Below are 17,783 nucleotides of genomic sequence, written 5' to 3'. Positions count from 1 at the left end.
GGCGTTGGTGGAAAAGCTGCTGTTGAACCTTACGCGCGCGATGAAGGCCGGTACGCCCTCAGAACGTAAGATTGCCAAATATCTGATCGAACATCTCGACGAATTGCCCTTCGAGACGGCGCAGACGCTTGCTGCTAAACTTGGCCTCAGCCCGATGACGGTCGGCCGGTTTCTACGGTCGCTGGGATACCGGCAATTCAGCGATATCCGCGCCGATTTACGCCACGCTGAAGAAGCAGCCATCGCGGACAGGCCCTTCCCGACCGACGCCGGCGACCGTCACGCCAACCCATTTTCACAGCTATTGTCACAACAGATTCAGGCCATCCAGACGTCGTTCGACATGACGACGCAGTCGATCTGGCATATTGCCATGACTGAAATCGCCGAAGCCACGGATGTTTTTCTCGCAACGTCACCCGAAGGTCTGGAGGCCGGGCGGCATTTCTACGGCAGGCTGCTGGAAAGCCGGGGCCACACGCATTACCTCGGCACCGACAGCGCGACCTATGTCGCGTTGTGGGATTTCGACCCCGCCCGGACGCTGCTCGTGATCACGGATTGCGGCGGCAACCTCGCGCCGCTGCAACGCCTGGCGGCAATGGCGCGCAAGAGCGGTTACAGGACATTGCTGATCACCACCCGTTTCTATGAGTGGGGCCCGGAAAGCGTCGATCTCTGTCTTGCCATGCCGCAGACGCAGAATGGCAGTCAGGGCCTGCTGCAACTCGTCTCGCTGCTGGAATTCACGCTCTGCGCGCTTGGCGCTGGTGCCGATGACGCCGGCAGGGCACGGACAAAAAACGTTGCCGCTCTGAAACGCTCGCTTCGCGGCTGATTGCGATTTGCCGGCAGCCAGGATCGAGCGGCACCCAACCGGCCTACTGTTTCAGTAAAAAAATCACAGGCTCTCCAGTTCCTGGCGATGTCGGTACATGGCGAGAAAACGCTGGTAGTCCCGCTCGTAAGCGGGAGCGAGCGCAGGATTGCCTGAAATCTCTGCATTGCCCGGATACATGGCGGCGCCGGCATCCGCGAGGCTTTGATGCACGCCGCCGGCTGTCGCAGCCGTCATGGCTGTGCCCAGAAGCACAGCGTCGGCGGTGGCGGGAACGACGATCCGCTTGCCCGTCACGTCGGCATAAAGCTCCATCAAAAGCGGGTTTTTCACATGTCCACCAGTAACATGAAGCGTTTCCACGTCATAGCCGAAACACTGCATGGCATCGAGCACATGGCGGGCCCCAAGCGCAATCGCCACGGCGGTACGCCAGTAGAGGCGGCAAAGGCTGTCGAAAGACGTATCGAGAGTGAGGCCGCTGATGACGCCCACCGCATGCGGGTCAGCATGAGGCGAACGGTTGCCGTGGAAATCCGGCAACACATGCAGACGCTCGGCGAAGGATGCTCCCTCGACCGCGCGCAATTCGGTGACGCGTGTGACGATCCGGGCATGCAGAGCCGTATCTGGCTCACCACCCGCGGCATGCATGCGCACGATGTGATCGAGCAGCGCCCCCGTCGCCGACTGTCCGCCCTCCACCAGCCAGTGGCCGGGCAGCACCGCCTGCCAGTAAGGTCCCCAGAGACTATGGCCCGGCATCGGCTGCTCGGACATGGCAACGAGACAACTCGACGTTCCCGCGATCAACGCCACATGTTTGCCGACGTCGTCGGAAAGGCATCCGCCGAGCGCCCCGAGAGCGCCGGCATAGGCATCGATCATGCCCGCCGCCACCTGACAGCCGGTATCGAGACCGAGTTCCCCGGCAGCCTGGGCCGAGAGCGGACCGATGGCTCCGCCAGGCATGACGGTCGTTTCGGGCAGCCCTGCCCGCGCCTTCAAATCTTCCAATCCGGCGATAGCCAGGTAGTCCGCCTGCCAACCCGGATTTTCCTGCGCCAGAAAATTCCACTTCGCGGTCTGCGTGCAGTTTGATCGCCGCGCTGAGCCGGTGGCCTTCCATGTCAGGAAATCCGCGAGATCAAAGGCGAAAGACATGCGTGCCCAGCTTTCCGGCAGATGGTTCTTCAGCCACATCAGCTTTGGCATCTGCATCTCCGGCGAGACGCTGTTACCGGCAAAATCCAGCACCCGGTGACCTGAACCCGTCAGGCGGTCCGCCTCCTTTATCGCGCGATGATCGAGCCAGACGATCGTATCGAACCGGTCTTCACCGGTAACGGAAACGGAGACGGGTTCCCCCTCGTGATCGCGAATGACAAGTGAACAGGTGGCGTCAAAGCCGATCGCGCCGATGCTCTGCGGCAGAATGCCGGCGTCGGCGAGTGCGGCTTTCACCGCTGTGCAGACTGCATTCCAGATATCACCGGAATCGTGTTCGGCGTGATTTTCACGCGGCCGCTGCATGATGATGGGATGCGTGGCACGCGCAAGCAGCCGGCCGCTTGCATCAAAAATCCCGGCACGGGCGCTCGCCGTACCGACATCGACAGCGACGAGATTTTGACGCATCAAGATTGCAATTCCATCCCTTGCGCGATGATCCGACGGCGGCAGACGACCGGACTGAGATCAGCCTCCATCACGTTCCATCCGCCTGCCAAGACCGCCCCTCCCCACGTAGCTGTCCACAAGTTGAACCAAATCCGGCATCGCGTCAAACACGGCATCGGCTCCGAGCCCGGCTATCTTTTCGCGGAATGCGGGAAAGCGGGCGTGCGAGCCGCCGGTAAAGGCAAAAACCCCCATGCCGGCAGCCTTTGCGGCGGCTATCCCAGCCGGACTGTCTTCGATGACGATGCAGTGATGAGGATCGGCCTGCATTGCCTGGGCCGCATGCAGGAAGAGATCGGGGGCCGGCTTGCCGTTCTTCACCATGGTGGCGCTGAAGACGTAAGGCTCGAACTTCTCGATGAGCCCTGTCAGCCCGAGGGAATAACGGATCCGCTCGGGCTGGCTGGACGATGCAACGCAACGTCTGATCGCGGTGAGGCTGTCCAGTGTTTCGGCAATGCCGTCGATGGGCTGCAACTCGTTCCTGAAGCGCTCGAACAATGTCGCGCGCATGTGCTCGAGAAAGTCGATGTCCGTCTCGACACCATAGTCTTCGAACAACGTCCTTGTCATGCTTGCGACGCTGCGGCCAAGAAAGCGCTCGTAGGCCTCCTCCTCCCCCATTGTCACACCGAGATGGGAAAGCATATCCAGAAGAACGGAAATGGAGACCGGCTCGCTGTCGACGAGAACGCCGTCACAATCGAAAATCAACAGTGGCTCAGTCTCGCCTTCCATTATCCAGTCACTCTTCAGCCAGCTTGTCATCCAGATAAAGCTTTAGGGTTTTTACCGTGCCCTCTTGCCACAGCGTTTTCAGCGCGTGGGCGAAGCGTTTACGGAAAAGCGCCGATTCGGCAACAGCGCCAAAGATGTCATCAAGCGCGAGGAATGCCATCGGGTCATCCTTGGCCTTGATGGCCGCGGCCTGCAGTCGTTCGGCACTGGCATCGTTGAACACGATCTCCTTACCGCTATCGGACGTGCCGTGGAAATAGCGGCACCACAGTGCCGAAACCAAGGAAAGACCGACAATATCCTCTCCGCGCTGAAGACGATCTGCGGTCGAAGGAAGGATGAATTTCGGCTGGCGGTTGGAACCGTCCTGCGCCAGACGCGGAATGGTGTCGCCAATCTTGGGATTGAGAAAGCGCCGCTCGATCAGCGCGAAATACTCATTGAGGTCCGTATCCGGCACCGGCGGAATGACCGGGATGATCTCTTCCTTTTCGAGCTTCGCCAGAAATGCGCGGATCAGCGGATGCTCCATCGCTTCATGGACGAAATGAATGTCGAGCAGCGCCGCAGGATAGGCGATTGCCGCATGGCCGCCATTCAGAATGCGGATTTTCATGTGCTCATAGGGCGCAACATCGGACACGAACTGCACGCCCGCCTTCTCGAGAGCCGGTCGGCCAGCCGGGAAGTTGTCCTCCATCACCCATTGCTTGAACTCTTCACAGAAGACCGGCCAGTTGTCGTCGATGTTGAAGTCGTCGCGGGCGATGTTGCGTTCGCGATCGCCGGTAGCGGGCGTGATGCGGTCGACCATGGAATTCGGGAAAGCGACGTTCTCACCGATCCAGTTGGCGAAGGCCGGATCGGACAGCGCCGCCAGCCCGACCACAGCATTTTTGGTCACCTTGCCATTGTGGGGGATGTTATCGCAGGACATGACGGTGAAGGGCTGCGCACCCTTCTCCCGCCGCACCTTCAGACCGGCGACGATGAGGCCAAACACGGTTTTCGGCGACGTCGGGTTCTTGCCGTCTTCGGCTATGGCCGGATGCTGCGGGTTAAAGGAACCGGAGGCATCGATGAAATAGCCACCTTCGGTAATCGTCATCGAAACGATACGGATCTTTGGATCGGCAAGCCTATCGATGATGGCACCGGTGTCGCCGACCTTCAGAATATCGATCATCGGCCCGGTGACGCGCGCGCCGGTGCGGTTATTGTCCTGCTCGACAACGGTCGTCAGGAAATCCTGTGCGGCAAGCTTTTCGCGCATGACGGCATCGGACGGCAGAACGCCTGCGCCGATGATCGCGAAGTCATGGTCCGCTCCGGTGTTGAACAGATCGTCGAGGTAAACCGCCTGATGCGCGCGGTGGAAATTGCCAACGCCGAAATGCACGATGCCGGCAGAAAGATCGTCCCGGCTGTAGGACGGAACCGCCGCCGTCTTCTTTGCTTCGTCAAGCGTTGCGAGTGAAAGTTTGCATGTCATGTCATGATCCTCGAAGGGAAACGGTGGTCTTGCCAATCGCCCTGTCGCGGGCATTCGGACTGTCTGCAAACGGCCGCCACCGAATGGCGAGCCGCTGCGTCGTTAGGGCCAGCCCCGCCTAGATCGCTTTGCCCTTGTCATCGAATCTGTGGATTTTGGTATCGTCGGGCGTGATGAAGACAGTGTCGCCGTGCTTGCAGGCAAATTCGCCGTCCGCGCGGGCGGTAATCGGGCCGATGCCTGGGACATCGATATGCAGGAAAGTGTCGGAGCCAAGATGTTCGGCGACCGTGACCTTGCCCTGCCACAGCCCGCTTTCCTTGGACAGGAGCAGATGTTCCGGCCGCACGCCGGCGGTGGTGGCGCCCTTGCCGCGCGCGTAATCGCCGGTGATGAGATTCATACGCGGCGAGCCGATGAAGCCGGCGACGAAGAGGTTGGCAGGCGAACGGTAAAGCTCCATCGGGGAGCCGACCTGCTCGATGTTGCCGCGGTTCAGGACAACGATCTTGTCGGCCATGGTCATGGCCTCCACCTGGTCGTGGGTGACGTAGATCATCGTCGTTTTCAGCGTGTTGTGCAGCTCGGAGATTTCCAGCCGCATGGTGCCGCGCAGCGCCGCATCGAGGTTGGAAAGCGGCTCATCAAACAGGAAGGCAGAGGGTTCACGCACAATGGCGCGGCCAATCGCCACGCGCTGGCGCTGGCCACCCGAGAGCTGCGAAGGCCGGCGCTCGAGATAATCGGTGAGGTTCAGCACGCGGGCCGCATCCTCCACCTTCTTGTCGATGACCGCCTTGTCGAGCTTGGCCATCTTCAGCGGAAAGGCGATGTTGTTTCTCACACTCATATGCGGATAAAGCGCATAGGACTGGAACACCATGGCAAGACCGCGCTCGGCGGGCGCGCGCTCGGTCACATCCTTGCCGTCGATGACGATCTTACCGCCGGAGACGTCTTCGAGCCCGGCGATCAGGCGCAGAAGCGTGGACTTGCCGCAACCCGACGGGCCGACGAAGACGACGAATTCGCCGTCGTGGATATCGAGATCGATCGACGGGATGACTTTTGCCTCACCGAAGACCTTGGACACGTTCTGAAGGGAAATGCTGCCCATGTTTGTCGTTCCTTATTTCACGGCGCCAAAGGTCAGGCCGCGCACGAGTTGCTTCTGCGAGAACCAGCCAATGACGAGAATGGGGGCGATCGCCATCATCGAGGCGGCCGAGAGTTTTGCCCAGAACAGCCCCTGCGGCGAGGAAAAGGAGGCAATGAAGGCCGTCAGCGGCGCTGCATTGGTGGTCGTCAGCCGGATGGTCCAGAAGGATTCGTTCCAGGCAAGAATGACGTTGAGGAGCAGCGTCGAGGCAATGCCGGGCACCGCCATTGGCGTCAGCACGTGCACGATCTCGTTCCACAACGACGCGCCATCCATGCGCGCGGCTTCCAGGATCTCGCCCGGGATTTCCCGGAAATAGGTGTAGAGCATCCAGATGACGATCGGCAGGTTGATGAAGGTGAGCATGATGGTGAGCCCGATGCGGGTATCGAGCAGGCCGGCATTGCGGAAGATCAGATAGATCGGCACCAGCACGGCGACCGCCGGCATCATCTTGGTGGAAAGCATCCACATCAAGATGTCCTTGGTGCGCTTGGTCGGCGAAAACGCCATGGCCCAGGCGGCGGGAATGGCGATGATCAGCGCGATGATCGTCGAGCCGAGCGACAGCACGACCGAGTTCATGAAGGGCTTGAAGTAATCGCGCTGGGTCTGGACCGTCACGTAATTTTCAAGCGTGCCCGAGGGAATGAGGCTGAAGCCTGCAATGGCCTCAGGCTCGGTTTTGATCGAGGTGAGGAAGGCGTAGAGGATCGGAAAGAACAGCAGGAGCGCGACGATCCAAGCAGCGATGGAGAAGCCGATCTTTGCGCGAGTGGTTGTCTTGCGTGCCATGATCGGTCTCCTTAACGGTCGAGGTTCTTGCCGACCGCGCGCATCAGGAAGATGGCGACGATATTGGCGAGGATGACGGCGATGATACCGCCGGCCGAAGCGCCGCCGACGTCATAACCCAGAAGTGCGGTGCGATAGATGAGGAAGGCGAGGTTGGTGGACGCATAACCCGGGCCGCCATTGGTCGTGACGAGGATTTCCGCGTAGACGCCGAGCAGGAAGATCGTCTGGATCAGAATGACGACCGTGATGGCGCGGGAAAGATGCGGCAGCGTCAAATAGATGAAGCGGTTGACGAAGTTGGCGCCATCCATCTCGGCGGCTTCCTTCTGCTCGCCATCGAGCGATTGCAACGCGGTGAGCAGGATCAGCGTCGCAAAGGGCAGCCATTGCCAGGCAACGATAATGATGATCGAAAACAGCGGGTACTGCGCGAACCAGTCGACCGGCTGAAAACCGAAGAACCGCGAAAGATCGGCGAGCACGCCGTAACCGGGATGCATGATCATGTTCTTCCACACCAGTGCTGCGACCGGCGGCATGACGAAAAACGGCGAGATGATCATGATGCGCACGATGCCCTGGCCGAAAATGTCATTGTCGAGCAGCAGCGCAATCGCAATACCGCCGATGACGGTGATCAGAAGCACGCCGCCGACGATCAGAAGCGTATTCCAGATGGACTGGAAGAAGGCCGGATCGGTGTAGAAATACTGGTAATTGAACAGGCCCGCAAAGCTGACATTGGCCGGGTTCAGAAGATTGTAATTCTGAAACGAGAACCACAGGGTCATCGCCAGGGGCACGATCATCCAGACCAGAAGCAGCAGCACCGAAGGCGCCATCATCAGCCGGGCCAGCCCGCTCGTGTTTCGCGTCGCCATATGCATCCCTCCATCAGTGGCCAAAGGGCCGGGCATTGTTCGCGCTGCCAAAAGGCGGCCAGGGGCAGCGCCCAAGGGTGGGAAAGGGTCGGAAAAGGGGCGCAACACCCTGTTTCAGCGGATGTTGCGCAGCGATTGCCAGACCACATTGTTCTTATTGAAAACGCCGAACCATGCCGGCTGCCGGACTTGCCGGGATGTTCGCTGCCCGGCCTCGTACCGGGCAGCGAACGTCGGGAGGATTACTTGATGTAACCGGCGCGGGTCATTTCGCGCGTTGCAGTCGACTGGGCGCTGGCGAGCGCATCATCGACGCTGGACTGACCGGCAACGACCGCCGAGAACAGCTGACCGACCGTGGTGCCGAGCGCCTGGAACTCAGGGATCGCCACGAACTGGCCGCCGGTGTAAGGCACGGGCTTTACAGTCGGCTTGGTGATGTCGGCGGCATCCATGGCAGCAAGCGTCGGCTTGGCGAAGGCGGCCGCCTTTTCATAGTCGGCATTCTTGTAAAGCGAGGTGCGGGTGCCCGGAGGCACGTTTGCCCAGCCTTCCTTGGAAGCGACGAGTGCGGTGTAATCCTTGCTGGTTGCCCAGGAGATGAACTTTTCAGCGGCTTCCGCCTTCTGCGAGCTCTTCGGGATCGCCAGGTTCCAGGACCACAGCCAGTTGCCATGGTTCTTCAGCTCACCATGCGTCGGGAACAACGCATAACCGACCTTGTCGGCAACGGTGGAATCCTTCGGGTTGGACACGAAGGAGGCTGCCACCGTGGCATCGATCCACATGCCGCACTTACCCTGCTGGAACAGCGTCAGGTTCTCGTTGAAGCCGTTGGAGGAGGCACCGGACGGGCCGGCATCCTTCATCAGGTCGACGTAGAACTGCAGCGAGCTCTTCCATTCCGGCTGATCGAACTGCGGCTTCCAGTTTTCATCGAACCAGCGACCGCCGAAGGAATTGTTGAGTGCGCTGATGAAGGCCATGTTTTCGCCCCAGCCGGCCTTGCCGCGCAGGCAGATGCCGTTGATGTCGGCCTTCCGATCCGTGATCTTGCGGGCCGCATCGCCGATGAATTCCCAGGTGGGGTTATCGGACATCTTCAGACCGGCTTTTTCAAACAGGTCCTTGCGATACATGATCATGGCGGATTCGCCATAGAATGGCGCTGCGTAAAGCTTGCCGTCGGCGGAAAGGCCGCCACGGATCGCCGGCAGAATGTCGTCGACGTCATATTTGTCGCCGAGCTTTTCGAGCGGCAGCAACCAGCCCTGCTTGGCCCAGATCGGAACTTCGTAGTTACCGATGGTCATGATGTCGTATTGGCCGCCATTGGTGGCGATATCGGTCGTCACGCGCTCGCGGAGAACGTTTTCCTCGAGCGTGACCCATTCGACCTTGATGTCAGGGTTTTTGGCGGTGAAGTCGGAGGTCAGACCCTGCATGCGGATCATGTCGCCGTTGTTCACGGTCGCGATGGTCAGCGTTTCGGCGGAAGCAAGGGTCGAAAAGGCGAGTGCCGAGCATGCGCCCAGCAAAATGGTCTTCAATGTCATATCTTCCTCCCAGAAGAAAAATGATGAGCATTCGCTTTGCTCTGGGGCATTTACTCACTTTGGCGTGAGAAAAGTCAAGCGACATCCTGTGCTGCGACGCACATGAAAAAACCAAGCCACTGATTTTACTTATCTAATTTTTGCTCAATGCGTGAGCAAATATTCACCTGTCGCTTCGTCGGTGATGAGGCCGTTCAGCAAACCGCCCCTCAGCGCCGCCAGAATCGAAGCGTGTTTGCGGGCTCCCTGCGCCATGCCGATGACGGTGCAGGTGTCTCGTGAAGGAATGGGAACAGAGGCGACACGCTCGTTGACGGGGTGCTCGAAAATGCGACCGTCGGCGTCATACATCCAGCCGCAGATTTCACCGACGGCGCCTCCCGCCATCAGGGCCCTCATCTCGTCGACACCAAGGAAACCATCAACGCAGAGGGGCGCGTTTTCGCCGAGTTCACCGACACCGACGAAGGTGACATTGGCGGCCGCGCCAAGCGCCAGCGTGGAGCGGACCATGGACTGGTCGTGCAAAAGCTCCCGCTCTTCGGCCGACGAGCAGAGCACCGGCAACGGCATCGGAAAATGCCGGGCCTTGATGGCATCCGCCATACTGAAGATGACGTTGTAATAAGCGGCCGATCCATCCGGCCCGATATTGCCGGTCAGCGACACGATGCGATGTTGGGGACATTCCATCGGCGGCAGCTGATCGACGGCGGCCTTCAATGTACGGCCGGTGCCGATGGCGAGCACGATGGGATCGGCATTCTTCAGCCAGCGTTCGATTTCCGCCGCCCCCGCCTCGGCAATTCCGACGGTGGAAGACACGCCGGCCGGGTCGCTCGGCACCACCTCGATATATTTGAGGCCGAATCTGTCCTTGAGGCGCTCTGCTTTTTCGAGACAGGCGGCGATGGGATGGTCGAGCCGGACCTTGATCAGCCGCTCGGCAACGGCCAGCGACACCAGCCGCTGTGCGGACTGGCGTGAAATACCCATGGCGGCAGCAATTTCGTCCTGGGTGCGTCCGGCAACGTAATAAAGCCAGCCGGCGCGGGCCGCATCATCCAGCCGTCCCTGTGCTTCGTTTCGTCTGGCCATGCCGCTGCCCTTCGTGAATTGCCTCTGCGCATTTGCTGGCATTTTTTTGCGGCGGCTGTCAAACGGGCAGCGTGGTTACGCCTCAGTCACAATGTCTGTAACCGGACTTTCGCGTGCGCAGGTCGAAGTGAAAGTGGTTCCAGTGGTTCGGGTCGCTGCCGGGGCCGAGGACGGTCGAGAAATACTTACAGCTGTCCGAGCGGACCGCCTTCAGCAGAGCCTTTTCGCGAAAGGCGAAAAAACTCTTGGTGCGCACATCGATTTCCTTGCCGTTCTTCAGCGTGATGGTGCCGATGTCGATGGCGTTGCCGCGCGCATGTTCAGACCACGGATTGCTGGAGCGCGAGTTCATCTTGCGGCACGAATATCCACCCATCGGCGTGATGCGGCCGACACCGGACAGATAACGGAAGCGTGAGGATGGCACGAGTTCGAACTTGACCCATTTGGCGAAGGCAAGCGTCACCTGACAATTGAGTTTCACAGCCGGGCGGATGGCAACGCCGCTCGCAAGGCCGCTGAGCTCGATCGGATAATCGATGCCGCAGGTCGGGCCATCAGCGATGCGGGCAACGTCACGGAAGGCGACACCGAGGCGGCGCAACTCGGCGCGGCAGGCAACCTCGGAGGATGGCATGACACCGGGCGGCATGATGCGGCTGCTTTGCGGTCCGCCACGCGCCATCGGATCGTTGGGCATGAGCATGGCAACTTCCTCGACCGGCTGGCGCCGGCCGGAGGACCCTGGCGGTGGCGGCGGAATGAGGCGAGACTGGCTGGCTGCCGGCTGCCGACGGGCAGGTGAAATCGCCACCGGATTGTCCGTGCCGATCCCATCTACAACCGGCTGCGCGGACGCGCCTTCGGCAATATCCGCATCCTGTTCCTCGGCAAGGCCGCGCACCGGTTCGACACCCAGCATGGAATCCATGTTCACGCCACCCTCGCCTTCGGCGATCTGGTTGCTGGCCAATTGCTGCTGTGTATCGGGCTGGTTCTGACTGGCCTGCGGTGCCATGACGGAATGACCGCTGGCCGCCATGCGCGCCTGATGCTGCGATTCGAGTGTAGAATAACCCTGTGCACCCTGCGGCGATTGCAACAGCGGATCCTGCGATGCATAGGCCTCGGGCATTGGCTGCGAAACAACGCCGGCGTAGTCGTCTGGTTGTTGCACGCGCGCGGCCTGGTGGACGGCACCGGCGGGCGCACTGTAGCCCTGTTGCCGCGAGGACCTGATGGCGCTGACACGGGTCGTGCCATCAACCTCAGCCGGGGGTACGAGACCCTCCGCCGAGCATGACACCATGACCGTGGAAATCATCAGCAACGTCACAAGACGACGCGGAAGGGAAACATACGCCATACGAGAACCTGTACCTTCAGCGGCCGCAATCGCGGCAATACAGGATAAATTTTAAAGAAATGAGGTAAACGAAACCTTATTGGTGCCGGGAAATAACGAACCCGGCAGTTCTCAGGTATCCGGAAAGCGAAAAGGCACGACCAGATAACGTCCGTCATTCCGGCCATGCGCCGGAATCCATCCAACTCGCGTCTGCGCGGCGACAAGAATGCTTTCAGCCAAGGACGGGGGATGGCCACATACCGGCTAAAGGCTGACATGGCGGGCGGAAAAAACTCGGCGAGACAATAGCCGCTGGAATGCGCGAAATGCTGTGCGAAAATGTCAGAGAGAGGCCTAAATCAAGCCTCAACGAAAAAAGGGCGCAGCCAGGCCGCGCCCTCCAACGTCACTCAAACCACCTGAACTCACGCCGCCCGGGCAGTCTCCCGGCTCGCACCATGTCCCAGTTCAAAACGGGAGAGCAGCGCCCGCAACTGCTGGCTTTCCTCTGCCAATGTCTGGCTGGCCGCGGTGGTTTCTTCCACCATGGCAGCGTTCTGCTGGGTCATCTGATCCATGTGGTTGACGGAAGTGTTGATCTCCTGCAGCCCCGTCGCCTGTTCGCGTGCTGCGGTCGCGATGGAGTTGACGTGGCCTTCCACCCGGTTGACCAGAGCCACGATTTCCTCCAACGCATCACCGGTCGAGCGCACCAGCGCAACGCCGCCGCCCACTTCTTCCGCCGAGCGGTTGATAAGCGTTTTGATTTCCTTGGCTGCGTTGGCAGAGCGTTGCGCAAGTTCACGCACCTCCTGTGCCACGACCGCAAAACCCCGGCCCGCCTCGCCTGCCCGTGCTGCTTCGACGCCGGCATTCAGCGCAAGCAGGTTTGTCTGAAAGGCAATTTCGTCGATAACCGAGATGATCTGCCCGATGCGTTTCGAGGACTCTTCGATACGGCCCATCGCGTCGACGGCATTGCGCACAATCTCGCCCGATCGACCGGCGCTGGACTTGGTATCCTGCACCATCTGCCGGGCCTCGTTTGCCCGGCCGGAGGCGGTACGCACGGTGGCGGTGATCTCGTCGAGAGCTGCCGCCGTCTCTTCCAGCGCTGCCGCCTGCTGCTCGGTGCGGCGCGAAAGATTGCCGGTCGCGCCGCTGATATCGGACGCGCTGTCATTGACAACGTGGCCGGTTCTCGCAATCGCTTCGATCGCGCCATGCAGGGCGCCGACGGCGCGGTTGAAGTCCAGCCGCAGCTTTTCGTAATCCGTTCCGATATCGGTCAGAGACACGGTCAGGTCACCATCGGCGAGCGCCTCGAGCGCGCTGCCGAGCTGCTCCATGGCATGTGCCTGCCTGTCGGACGCGGAACGCAGCACCATTTCATTGCCGCGCCGCTCTGCCTCCAGCGCCCGCTGCTGGTCTGCCTGGCGCGCTTGCAAGGCGCTGCGCTCATTGACGCTGTCACGCAACACCAGCAGCGTCTTCGCAATCGCGCCGATTTCATTACGACGGTCGGCGAACTGGATATCCGCCTCGCCATCGCCATCCGCGATCCGCCGCATGCTCTGGCGAATGAGATCGATGGGCCGGGTAACGCTGCGAACCACCAAGGCGGCAATGCCCACCACAACAAGGCCAACCGCGATGCAAAGGCCGCCGTTGAAATAGGCGTCGCGCCAGAACACGGCTTCAAGATCGTCGACATAAACCCCGGTGCCGACAATCCAGCCCCAAGGGGCGAAACCGGCCACATGCGAGAACTTCTCGACCGGGTCCGGCGCGCCGGGCTTCGGCCAGTAATAATCGACAAAGCCCTGGCCGCCCGCTTTGACCGTTTTTACGAACTCAACGAACAGCGCCTTGCCATTCGGATCCTTGTTGCCCGTGAGGTCGGTTCCGTTCATTTCAGGCTTGATCGGATGCATCACCATGGTCGGATGCATGTCATTGATCCAGAAATAACCGCTGCCATTGCCGTAACGCATGGCCGCAATCGTTGTCTTTGCCTGTTGTTGCGCCGCCTCCCGCGTCAGGCTTCCGCCCTGCTCCAACTGGTAATATTGCTTGAGAATGGCAACGGCGGTCTCGTTCATCGCCGCAAGTCCGGCTTTCCGCTCCCGCTCCATCTCGTGGTAGCTTTCAAACAGGCTGAATGTGAGAGCGGCAGCCAGTATCGCCAGAAACAAGGCGACAAGCGCGTAAAGGCGCATGGATATTGTGACGTTTTTCATCTTCCCCCCAAGTCGATGACAGCAATTCGACCAGCCGATGTTAGGAGCAAGAAATTGATTATTATTAAATGCGAATATTATACGTTCGTATTATTCGCCTATGGCTGAAGGCGTCTCGTCGCGGGTTCCGCGGGCCATGTCAGGGAGGGATTTTCGGACTGACTGGCCGCATCTAAAGATAGCGTTAATCGTAGGCGCTTATCCTTGCTGACCAAAATGACGTTGAGGGAGACGCGCGATGGCCCGGCCCAATTTTCGCTACACACATTATGACCTGAAGGAGCTTAGAGCCGGTACGGTCATCGAGGTATCCCTGTCGGCGATCAATAACGTTCGCCTGATGACGGGTGCGAATTTTCAGCGCTTCACCGAGTTGCTCGATTTCAAATATCTCGGCGGCGTGGCGAAAAAATCCCCGATCCGTCTCGCCATCCCAGAGACATTGCACTGGCATCTGATCATCGATGCCGAAGGCCATGGCGCTCTGGCGGAATCCTCGGTCAAGATGCTGCCTGCACAGCCGCAGGCGATGCACCGAAAAGCATCCTGATCGCGGTTTAGAAACAGTCACTTACGGCCATTTGGCGAATCATTTTACCAGCGACCTGAATCTCTTTCTCAAGACCGCCCGAGGCACGATTTCCGGCCGGGCGCCGCAAACGCTAGCGCGTCGAGCGCTCGCGGCGCAGCTTCGCCCACCAGTCGAGGCGCTTGCGTATTTCCCTTTCGAAGCCACGATCCGGCGGATCATAAAATGTCGTGCGCCCCATCTTCTCGGGGAAGTAATCCTGCCCTGAAAAAGCATCGGGCTCATCATGGTCATAACGGTAGCCGTCACCATAACCCTCACCCTTCATGAGCTTTGTAGGGGCGTTCAGAATATGTTTCGGCGGCACCAATGAGCCGTTTTCTTTCGCTGCGCGCATCGCCGCCTTGAAGGCGGTGTAGACGGCGTTGGATTTCGGCGCGGTTGCGAGATAGACGCACGCCTGGGCGAGCGCCAGCTCCCCTTCCGGAGAGCCCAGATAGTCATAGGCATCCTTGGCCGCATTGCAGATCGAAAGCGCCTGCGGATCGGCAAGACCGATATCCTCGACCGCCATGCGTACCAGCCGGCGTCCGATGTAGAGCGGGTCTTCGCCTGCATCGAACATCCGGGCGAGGTAATAAAGCGCCGCATCCGGGTCAGACCCTCGCACCGACTTATGCAGCGCCGAGATCAGATTATAATGACCGTCCTGGCTCTTGTCGTAGACCGGCGCACGCCGCTGCACGATGCGTGTCAGCCCTTCCGTATCGAAAATCTCATCCTTGCGCGCCGCGCGCCACACCTCTTCGGCAAGCGTCAGTACGGCGCGGCCGTCGCCGTCGGCCATGCGGATCAGGCTCGCGCGCGCCTCCTCCGTCAGCGGAAGCTGTTTCTCCTCCGCCTGCTCGGCACGCTTCAACAGCTCGCTGAGGCTCTCTTCGTCATGCGAGCGGAAGGTCAGCACACGCGCCCGCGACAGAAGAGCGGCATTGAGCTCAAACGACGGATTTTCGGTGGTGGCGCCGACGAGAATAATGGTACCGTCTTCCATGACGGGCAGAAAACTATCCTGCTGCGCCCGATTGAAGCGGTGGATTTCGTCGACGAACAGCAGCGTCTGGCGACCGTTCATGCGGCGCGTGCGCGCCGCCTCGAATACCTTCTTGAGATCGGCGACACCGGAGAAGATCGCGGAAATCTGCTCGAAGGCGAGGCCCGCTTCGCCGGAAAGCAGGCGGGCAACCGTGGTTTTGCCAGTGCCGGGCGGTCCCCAGAAAATCATTGAGCCCAGCGATCCACTGTCGATCATCCGGCGCAGAACGCCCTCTTCGCCCGTCAGATGCTCTTGCCCGCTCACCTCCGCCAGCGTTTTCGGCCGCAGACGATCGGCAAGAGGCCGCCGGTTGGCGACCTCCACGGGCACTTGCGGGGCGAAGAGGTCATCGCTCATCGCAGGAACTGCCGGATCCGCTGCCCGTCACGCAGGATTTCCACGCGCCAGAAACCGGGATTGTCATCAAGCGCCTTTTCGACAGCGGCGGTCGATCCGATATCCGCGCCGTTAAGGGACAGGATGACGTCCTTGGGCTGGAAGCCGACGCGATAGGCCGGCGACCCACGCTTGACATCGGTAATGACGACGCCCGTTACCTGCGACGGCATGCGCAATTCATCCGCAAGCTTGGGCGAGAGATTGGCAACGGTCGCACCGGCGAAAGGATTGCGCCCCTCGATCAGACGTTCGTCCCTCGGCGCCGTTTCCGGCGCTGTGTCCAGCGCAATCGTCAGCTTCTTTTCCTTGCTCTTCTCCACGACAGTCAGTTCGGCGGATTTACCGATGCCGGCAGTCGTCAGGCGATAACCGAGCGCATCGGGGTGCTCGACCTCGAAGCCATTGACGGCGGTCACCACCTGACCGGGCTCGATGCCCGCCTTTTCTGCCGGACCGCCCTTGGTGACGCTGACGACGAGCGCGCCGCGGGCACGGTGCAAGCCAAGCGCCTCGGCGACATCCGAAGTCACGGGATCGAACGTGGCGCCGATATAGGGCCGCTGGAAGTTCGCATCGCCTCTTTCGGCGGCAGCCACGAACACCCGTACCAGATTGGCAGGAATGGCAAAACCGATGCCGTTCGAGCCACCCCCCTTGGAGAATATCGCCGTATTGATGCCGATCAGCTCACCCGCCATGTTCATCAGCGCACCGCCGGAATTACCGGGGTTGATGGACGCATCTGTCTGAATGAAGAAGCCGAAATCACCCTGCGTCACCTGATTACGCGCAAGGCCGGAAACGATACCGCTCGTAACGGTCTGGCCGACACCGAAAGGGTTACCGATGGCGAGCACCAGATCACCGACTTCGATCCTGTCGGAATTACCGAGCGACAGCACCGGGAACTGCTCCTTGGCGTCAATCTGCAGCACGGCCAGATCGACCCGATCATCCTTCAGCAGCACCTTTGAGGAAAACTCACGTCCATCGGCCAGAGCCACCTTGATGTCGTCGGCACCATCGATGACGTGATTGTTTGTCACGATCAGCCCGCCGGCGCTGACAATCACACCCGAACCCAGCGACGACTGCTTTTCCGTGCGGTTCGGCATCTGCTGGCCAAAGAACTGCTCGAAGAAGGGATCGCCGGCAAAGGGCGACAAACGCCGCTGGACGACGCGCTCGGCATAGACGTTGACCACAGCACCCGCCGTGCGCTTCACCAGCGGCGCGAAGGAGAGCTGCATTTCCGTGTGGCTTGCCGGCACGGTTTTCGTGTCCTGCGCGCCCGCGCCACCGGGCAGGAGAACAAGCGCGGCGAGAAAGCCGGTAGACAGATACTTCAACACGCTTCGCATGTGATTCCTCATCGTCATCAGTATGATGGAGTTATAACGCCAAAGCCTGTAAAGCAAAGAGCGGCAAGATGATGGCTATCGTTTCGACGGCATCTTTTAGACGACCACACTTTTCCAATCCCCGCTTTTTCCTGTGTCTCGGCTCCGGCGACATGGAACCGGTGAGCGGGCTTTCCGGTTTCCTCCGAACACGAATTTCTCAAAGAGACCCGTCATGGATTTGAAAAAGCCTCTCCTCGCCTGCGGCCTGCTCCTCGCCTCCTCTCTTTCCTCGCCCGCCGCCGCGGCAAGCTTCGACTGCGCAAAACCCGATCTGGCAGCCGACGAGAAAGCCATCTGCGACAATCGCGCCCTCAACGATCTGGATGTGAAGATGGCCACCACGTTTGATATCCTCACCCAGCTGATGGCCATGGGCGCGCGCGACACGCTGCGTGACGAGCAGAGCAAATGGCTGAAGAAACGACAGGAATGTGCGGCGGACGTGGCGTGCTTGTCGAGCGCGTATGACGAGCGAATGAATAAGCTTGGCGAGGCTTTCCAGAGCATCAACCGGCCGCTCTGATATCAGCG

The 17,783-nt window shown here is 60.2% G+C and carries 15 protein-coding genes; 3 read left to right on the top strand and 12 right to left on the bottom strand.

Translation table 11 applies throughout. The annotated features are described in order from the left end of the window. The first annotated feature begins 4 nt into the window (after positions 1-4). Complete coding sequence (locus tag FS804_RS00240; protein ID WP_144573928.1) at positions 5-838, top strand: MurR/RpiR family transcriptional regulator; 834 nt, start codon at positions 5-7, stop codon at positions 836-838. Between the two features lie 63 nt (positions 839-901). On the opposite strand, the gene FS804_RS00235 is transcribed toward FS804_RS00240, so the two are convergent. The 10 genes from FS804_RS00235 to FS804_RS00185 form a co-directional block, all read right to left on the bottom strand. Beyond that, positions 902-2,476: an FGGY-family carbohydrate kinase gene (locus FS804_RS00235; RefSeq protein WP_186376718.1), complete on the bottom strand. Its 1,575-nt coding sequence runs from the start codon at positions 2,474-2,476 to the stop codon at positions 902-904. Between the two features lie 60 nt (positions 2,477-2,536). Continuing rightward, on the bottom strand, positions 2,537-3,256 hold the full coding sequence (locus FS804_RS00230; protein WP_144573926.1) for an HAD family hydrolase: 720 nt from the start codon (positions 3,254-3,256) through the stop codon (positions 2,537-2,539). Positions 3,257-3,263: 7 nt separating this feature from the next. Further along, complete coding sequence (locus FS804_RS00225; RefSeq protein ID WP_144573925.1) at positions 3,264-4,748, bottom strand: mannitol dehydrogenase family protein; 1,485 nt, start codon at positions 4,746-4,748, stop codon at positions 3,264-3,266. A 118-nt stretch (positions 4,749-4,866) separates the two neighbouring features. Further along, entirely contained in the window at positions 4,867-5,865 is a 999-nt protein-coding gene (locus FS804_RS00220; RefSeq protein ID WP_063948622.1) for an ABC transporter ATP-binding protein, read from the bottom strand. A 12-nt stretch (positions 5,866-5,877) separates the two neighbouring features. Continuing rightward, positions 5,878-6,702, bottom strand: coding sequence for a carbohydrate ABC transporter permease (locus tag FS804_RS00215; protein WP_004445255.1), 825 nt, complete (start codon positions 6,700-6,702; stop codon positions 5,878-5,880). Between the two features lie 11 nt (positions 6,703-6,713). Further along, positions 6,714-7,586 (bottom strand): carbohydrate ABC transporter permease, encoded by an 873-nt coding sequence (locus FS804_RS00210; RefSeq protein WP_063948620.1) that lies wholly within the window; start codon positions 7,584-7,586, stop codon positions 6,714-6,716. 242 nt (positions 7,587-7,828) lie between these two features. Beyond that, positions 7,829-9,142 carry a sugar ABC transporter substrate-binding protein gene (locus tag FS804_RS00205; RefSeq protein WP_144573924.1) on the bottom strand — a complete coding sequence of 438 codons (1,314 nt, stop codon included), beginning with the start codon at positions 9,140-9,142 and terminating at the stop codon, positions 7,829-7,831. A gap of 144 nt (positions 9,143-9,286) precedes the next feature. Then, complete coding sequence (locus tag FS804_RS00200) at positions 9,287-10,240, bottom strand: sugar-binding transcriptional regulator (RefSeq protein ID WP_144573923.1); 954 nt, start codon at positions 10,238-10,240, stop codon at positions 9,287-9,289. Positions 10,241-10,322: 82 nt separating this feature from the next. Next, positions 10,323-11,606 (bottom strand): extensin family protein, encoded by a 1,284-nt coding sequence (locus tag FS804_RS00195; protein ID WP_144573922.1) that lies wholly within the window; start codon positions 11,604-11,606, stop codon positions 10,323-10,325. A 407-nt stretch (positions 11,607-12,013) separates the two neighbouring features. Further along, complete coding sequence (locus FS804_RS00185) at positions 12,014-13,828, bottom strand: methyl-accepting chemotaxis protein (protein WP_144573920.1); 1,815 nt, start codon at positions 13,826-13,828, stop codon at positions 12,014-12,016. Between the two features lie 238 nt (positions 13,829-14,066). Between FS804_RS00185 and FS804_RS00180 the strand changes: the two genes are divergently transcribed. Then, complete coding sequence (locus FS804_RS00180; protein WP_063948611.1) at positions 14,067-14,378, top strand: DUF1883 domain-containing protein; 312 nt, start codon at positions 14,067-14,069, stop codon at positions 14,376-14,378. 112 nt (positions 14,379-14,490) lie between these two features. Here FS804_RS00180 and FS804_RS00175 read toward each other — a convergent pair whose 3' ends face one another. Further along, positions 14,491-15,807, bottom strand: coding sequence for a replication-associated recombination protein A (locus tag FS804_RS00175; protein ID WP_063948609.1), 1,317 nt, complete (start codon positions 15,805-15,807; stop codon positions 14,491-14,493). Further along, positions 15,804-17,210 carry a DegQ family serine endoprotease gene (locus tag FS804_RS00170; RefSeq protein ID WP_144573919.1) on the bottom strand — a complete coding sequence of 469 codons (1,407 nt, stop codon included), beginning with the start codon at positions 17,208-17,210 and terminating at the stop codon, positions 15,804-15,806. Before FS804_RS00170 ends, FS804_RS00175 begins: the two co-directional genes overlap by 4 nt. A gap of 214 nt (positions 17,211-17,424) precedes the next feature. Between FS804_RS00170 and FS804_RS00165 the strand changes: the two genes are divergently transcribed. Then, positions 17,425-17,775, top strand: a complete 351-nt coding sequence (locus FS804_RS00165; RefSeq protein WP_144573918.1) for a lysozyme inhibitor LprI family protein — start codon at positions 17,425-17,427, stop codon at positions 17,773-17,775. Positions 17,776-17,783: the final 8 nt, after the last annotated feature.

Origin of the sequence: Agrobacterium sp. DE0009, assembly GCF_007680755.1 — a bacterium.
GTDB lineage: Bacteria > Pseudomonadota > Alphaproteobacteria > Rhizobiales > Rhizobiaceae > Agrobacterium > Agrobacterium tumefaciens_B.
Note: the sequence above shows the minus strand (reverse complement) of the source record. Positions and strands in the feature narration are given on the sequence as shown.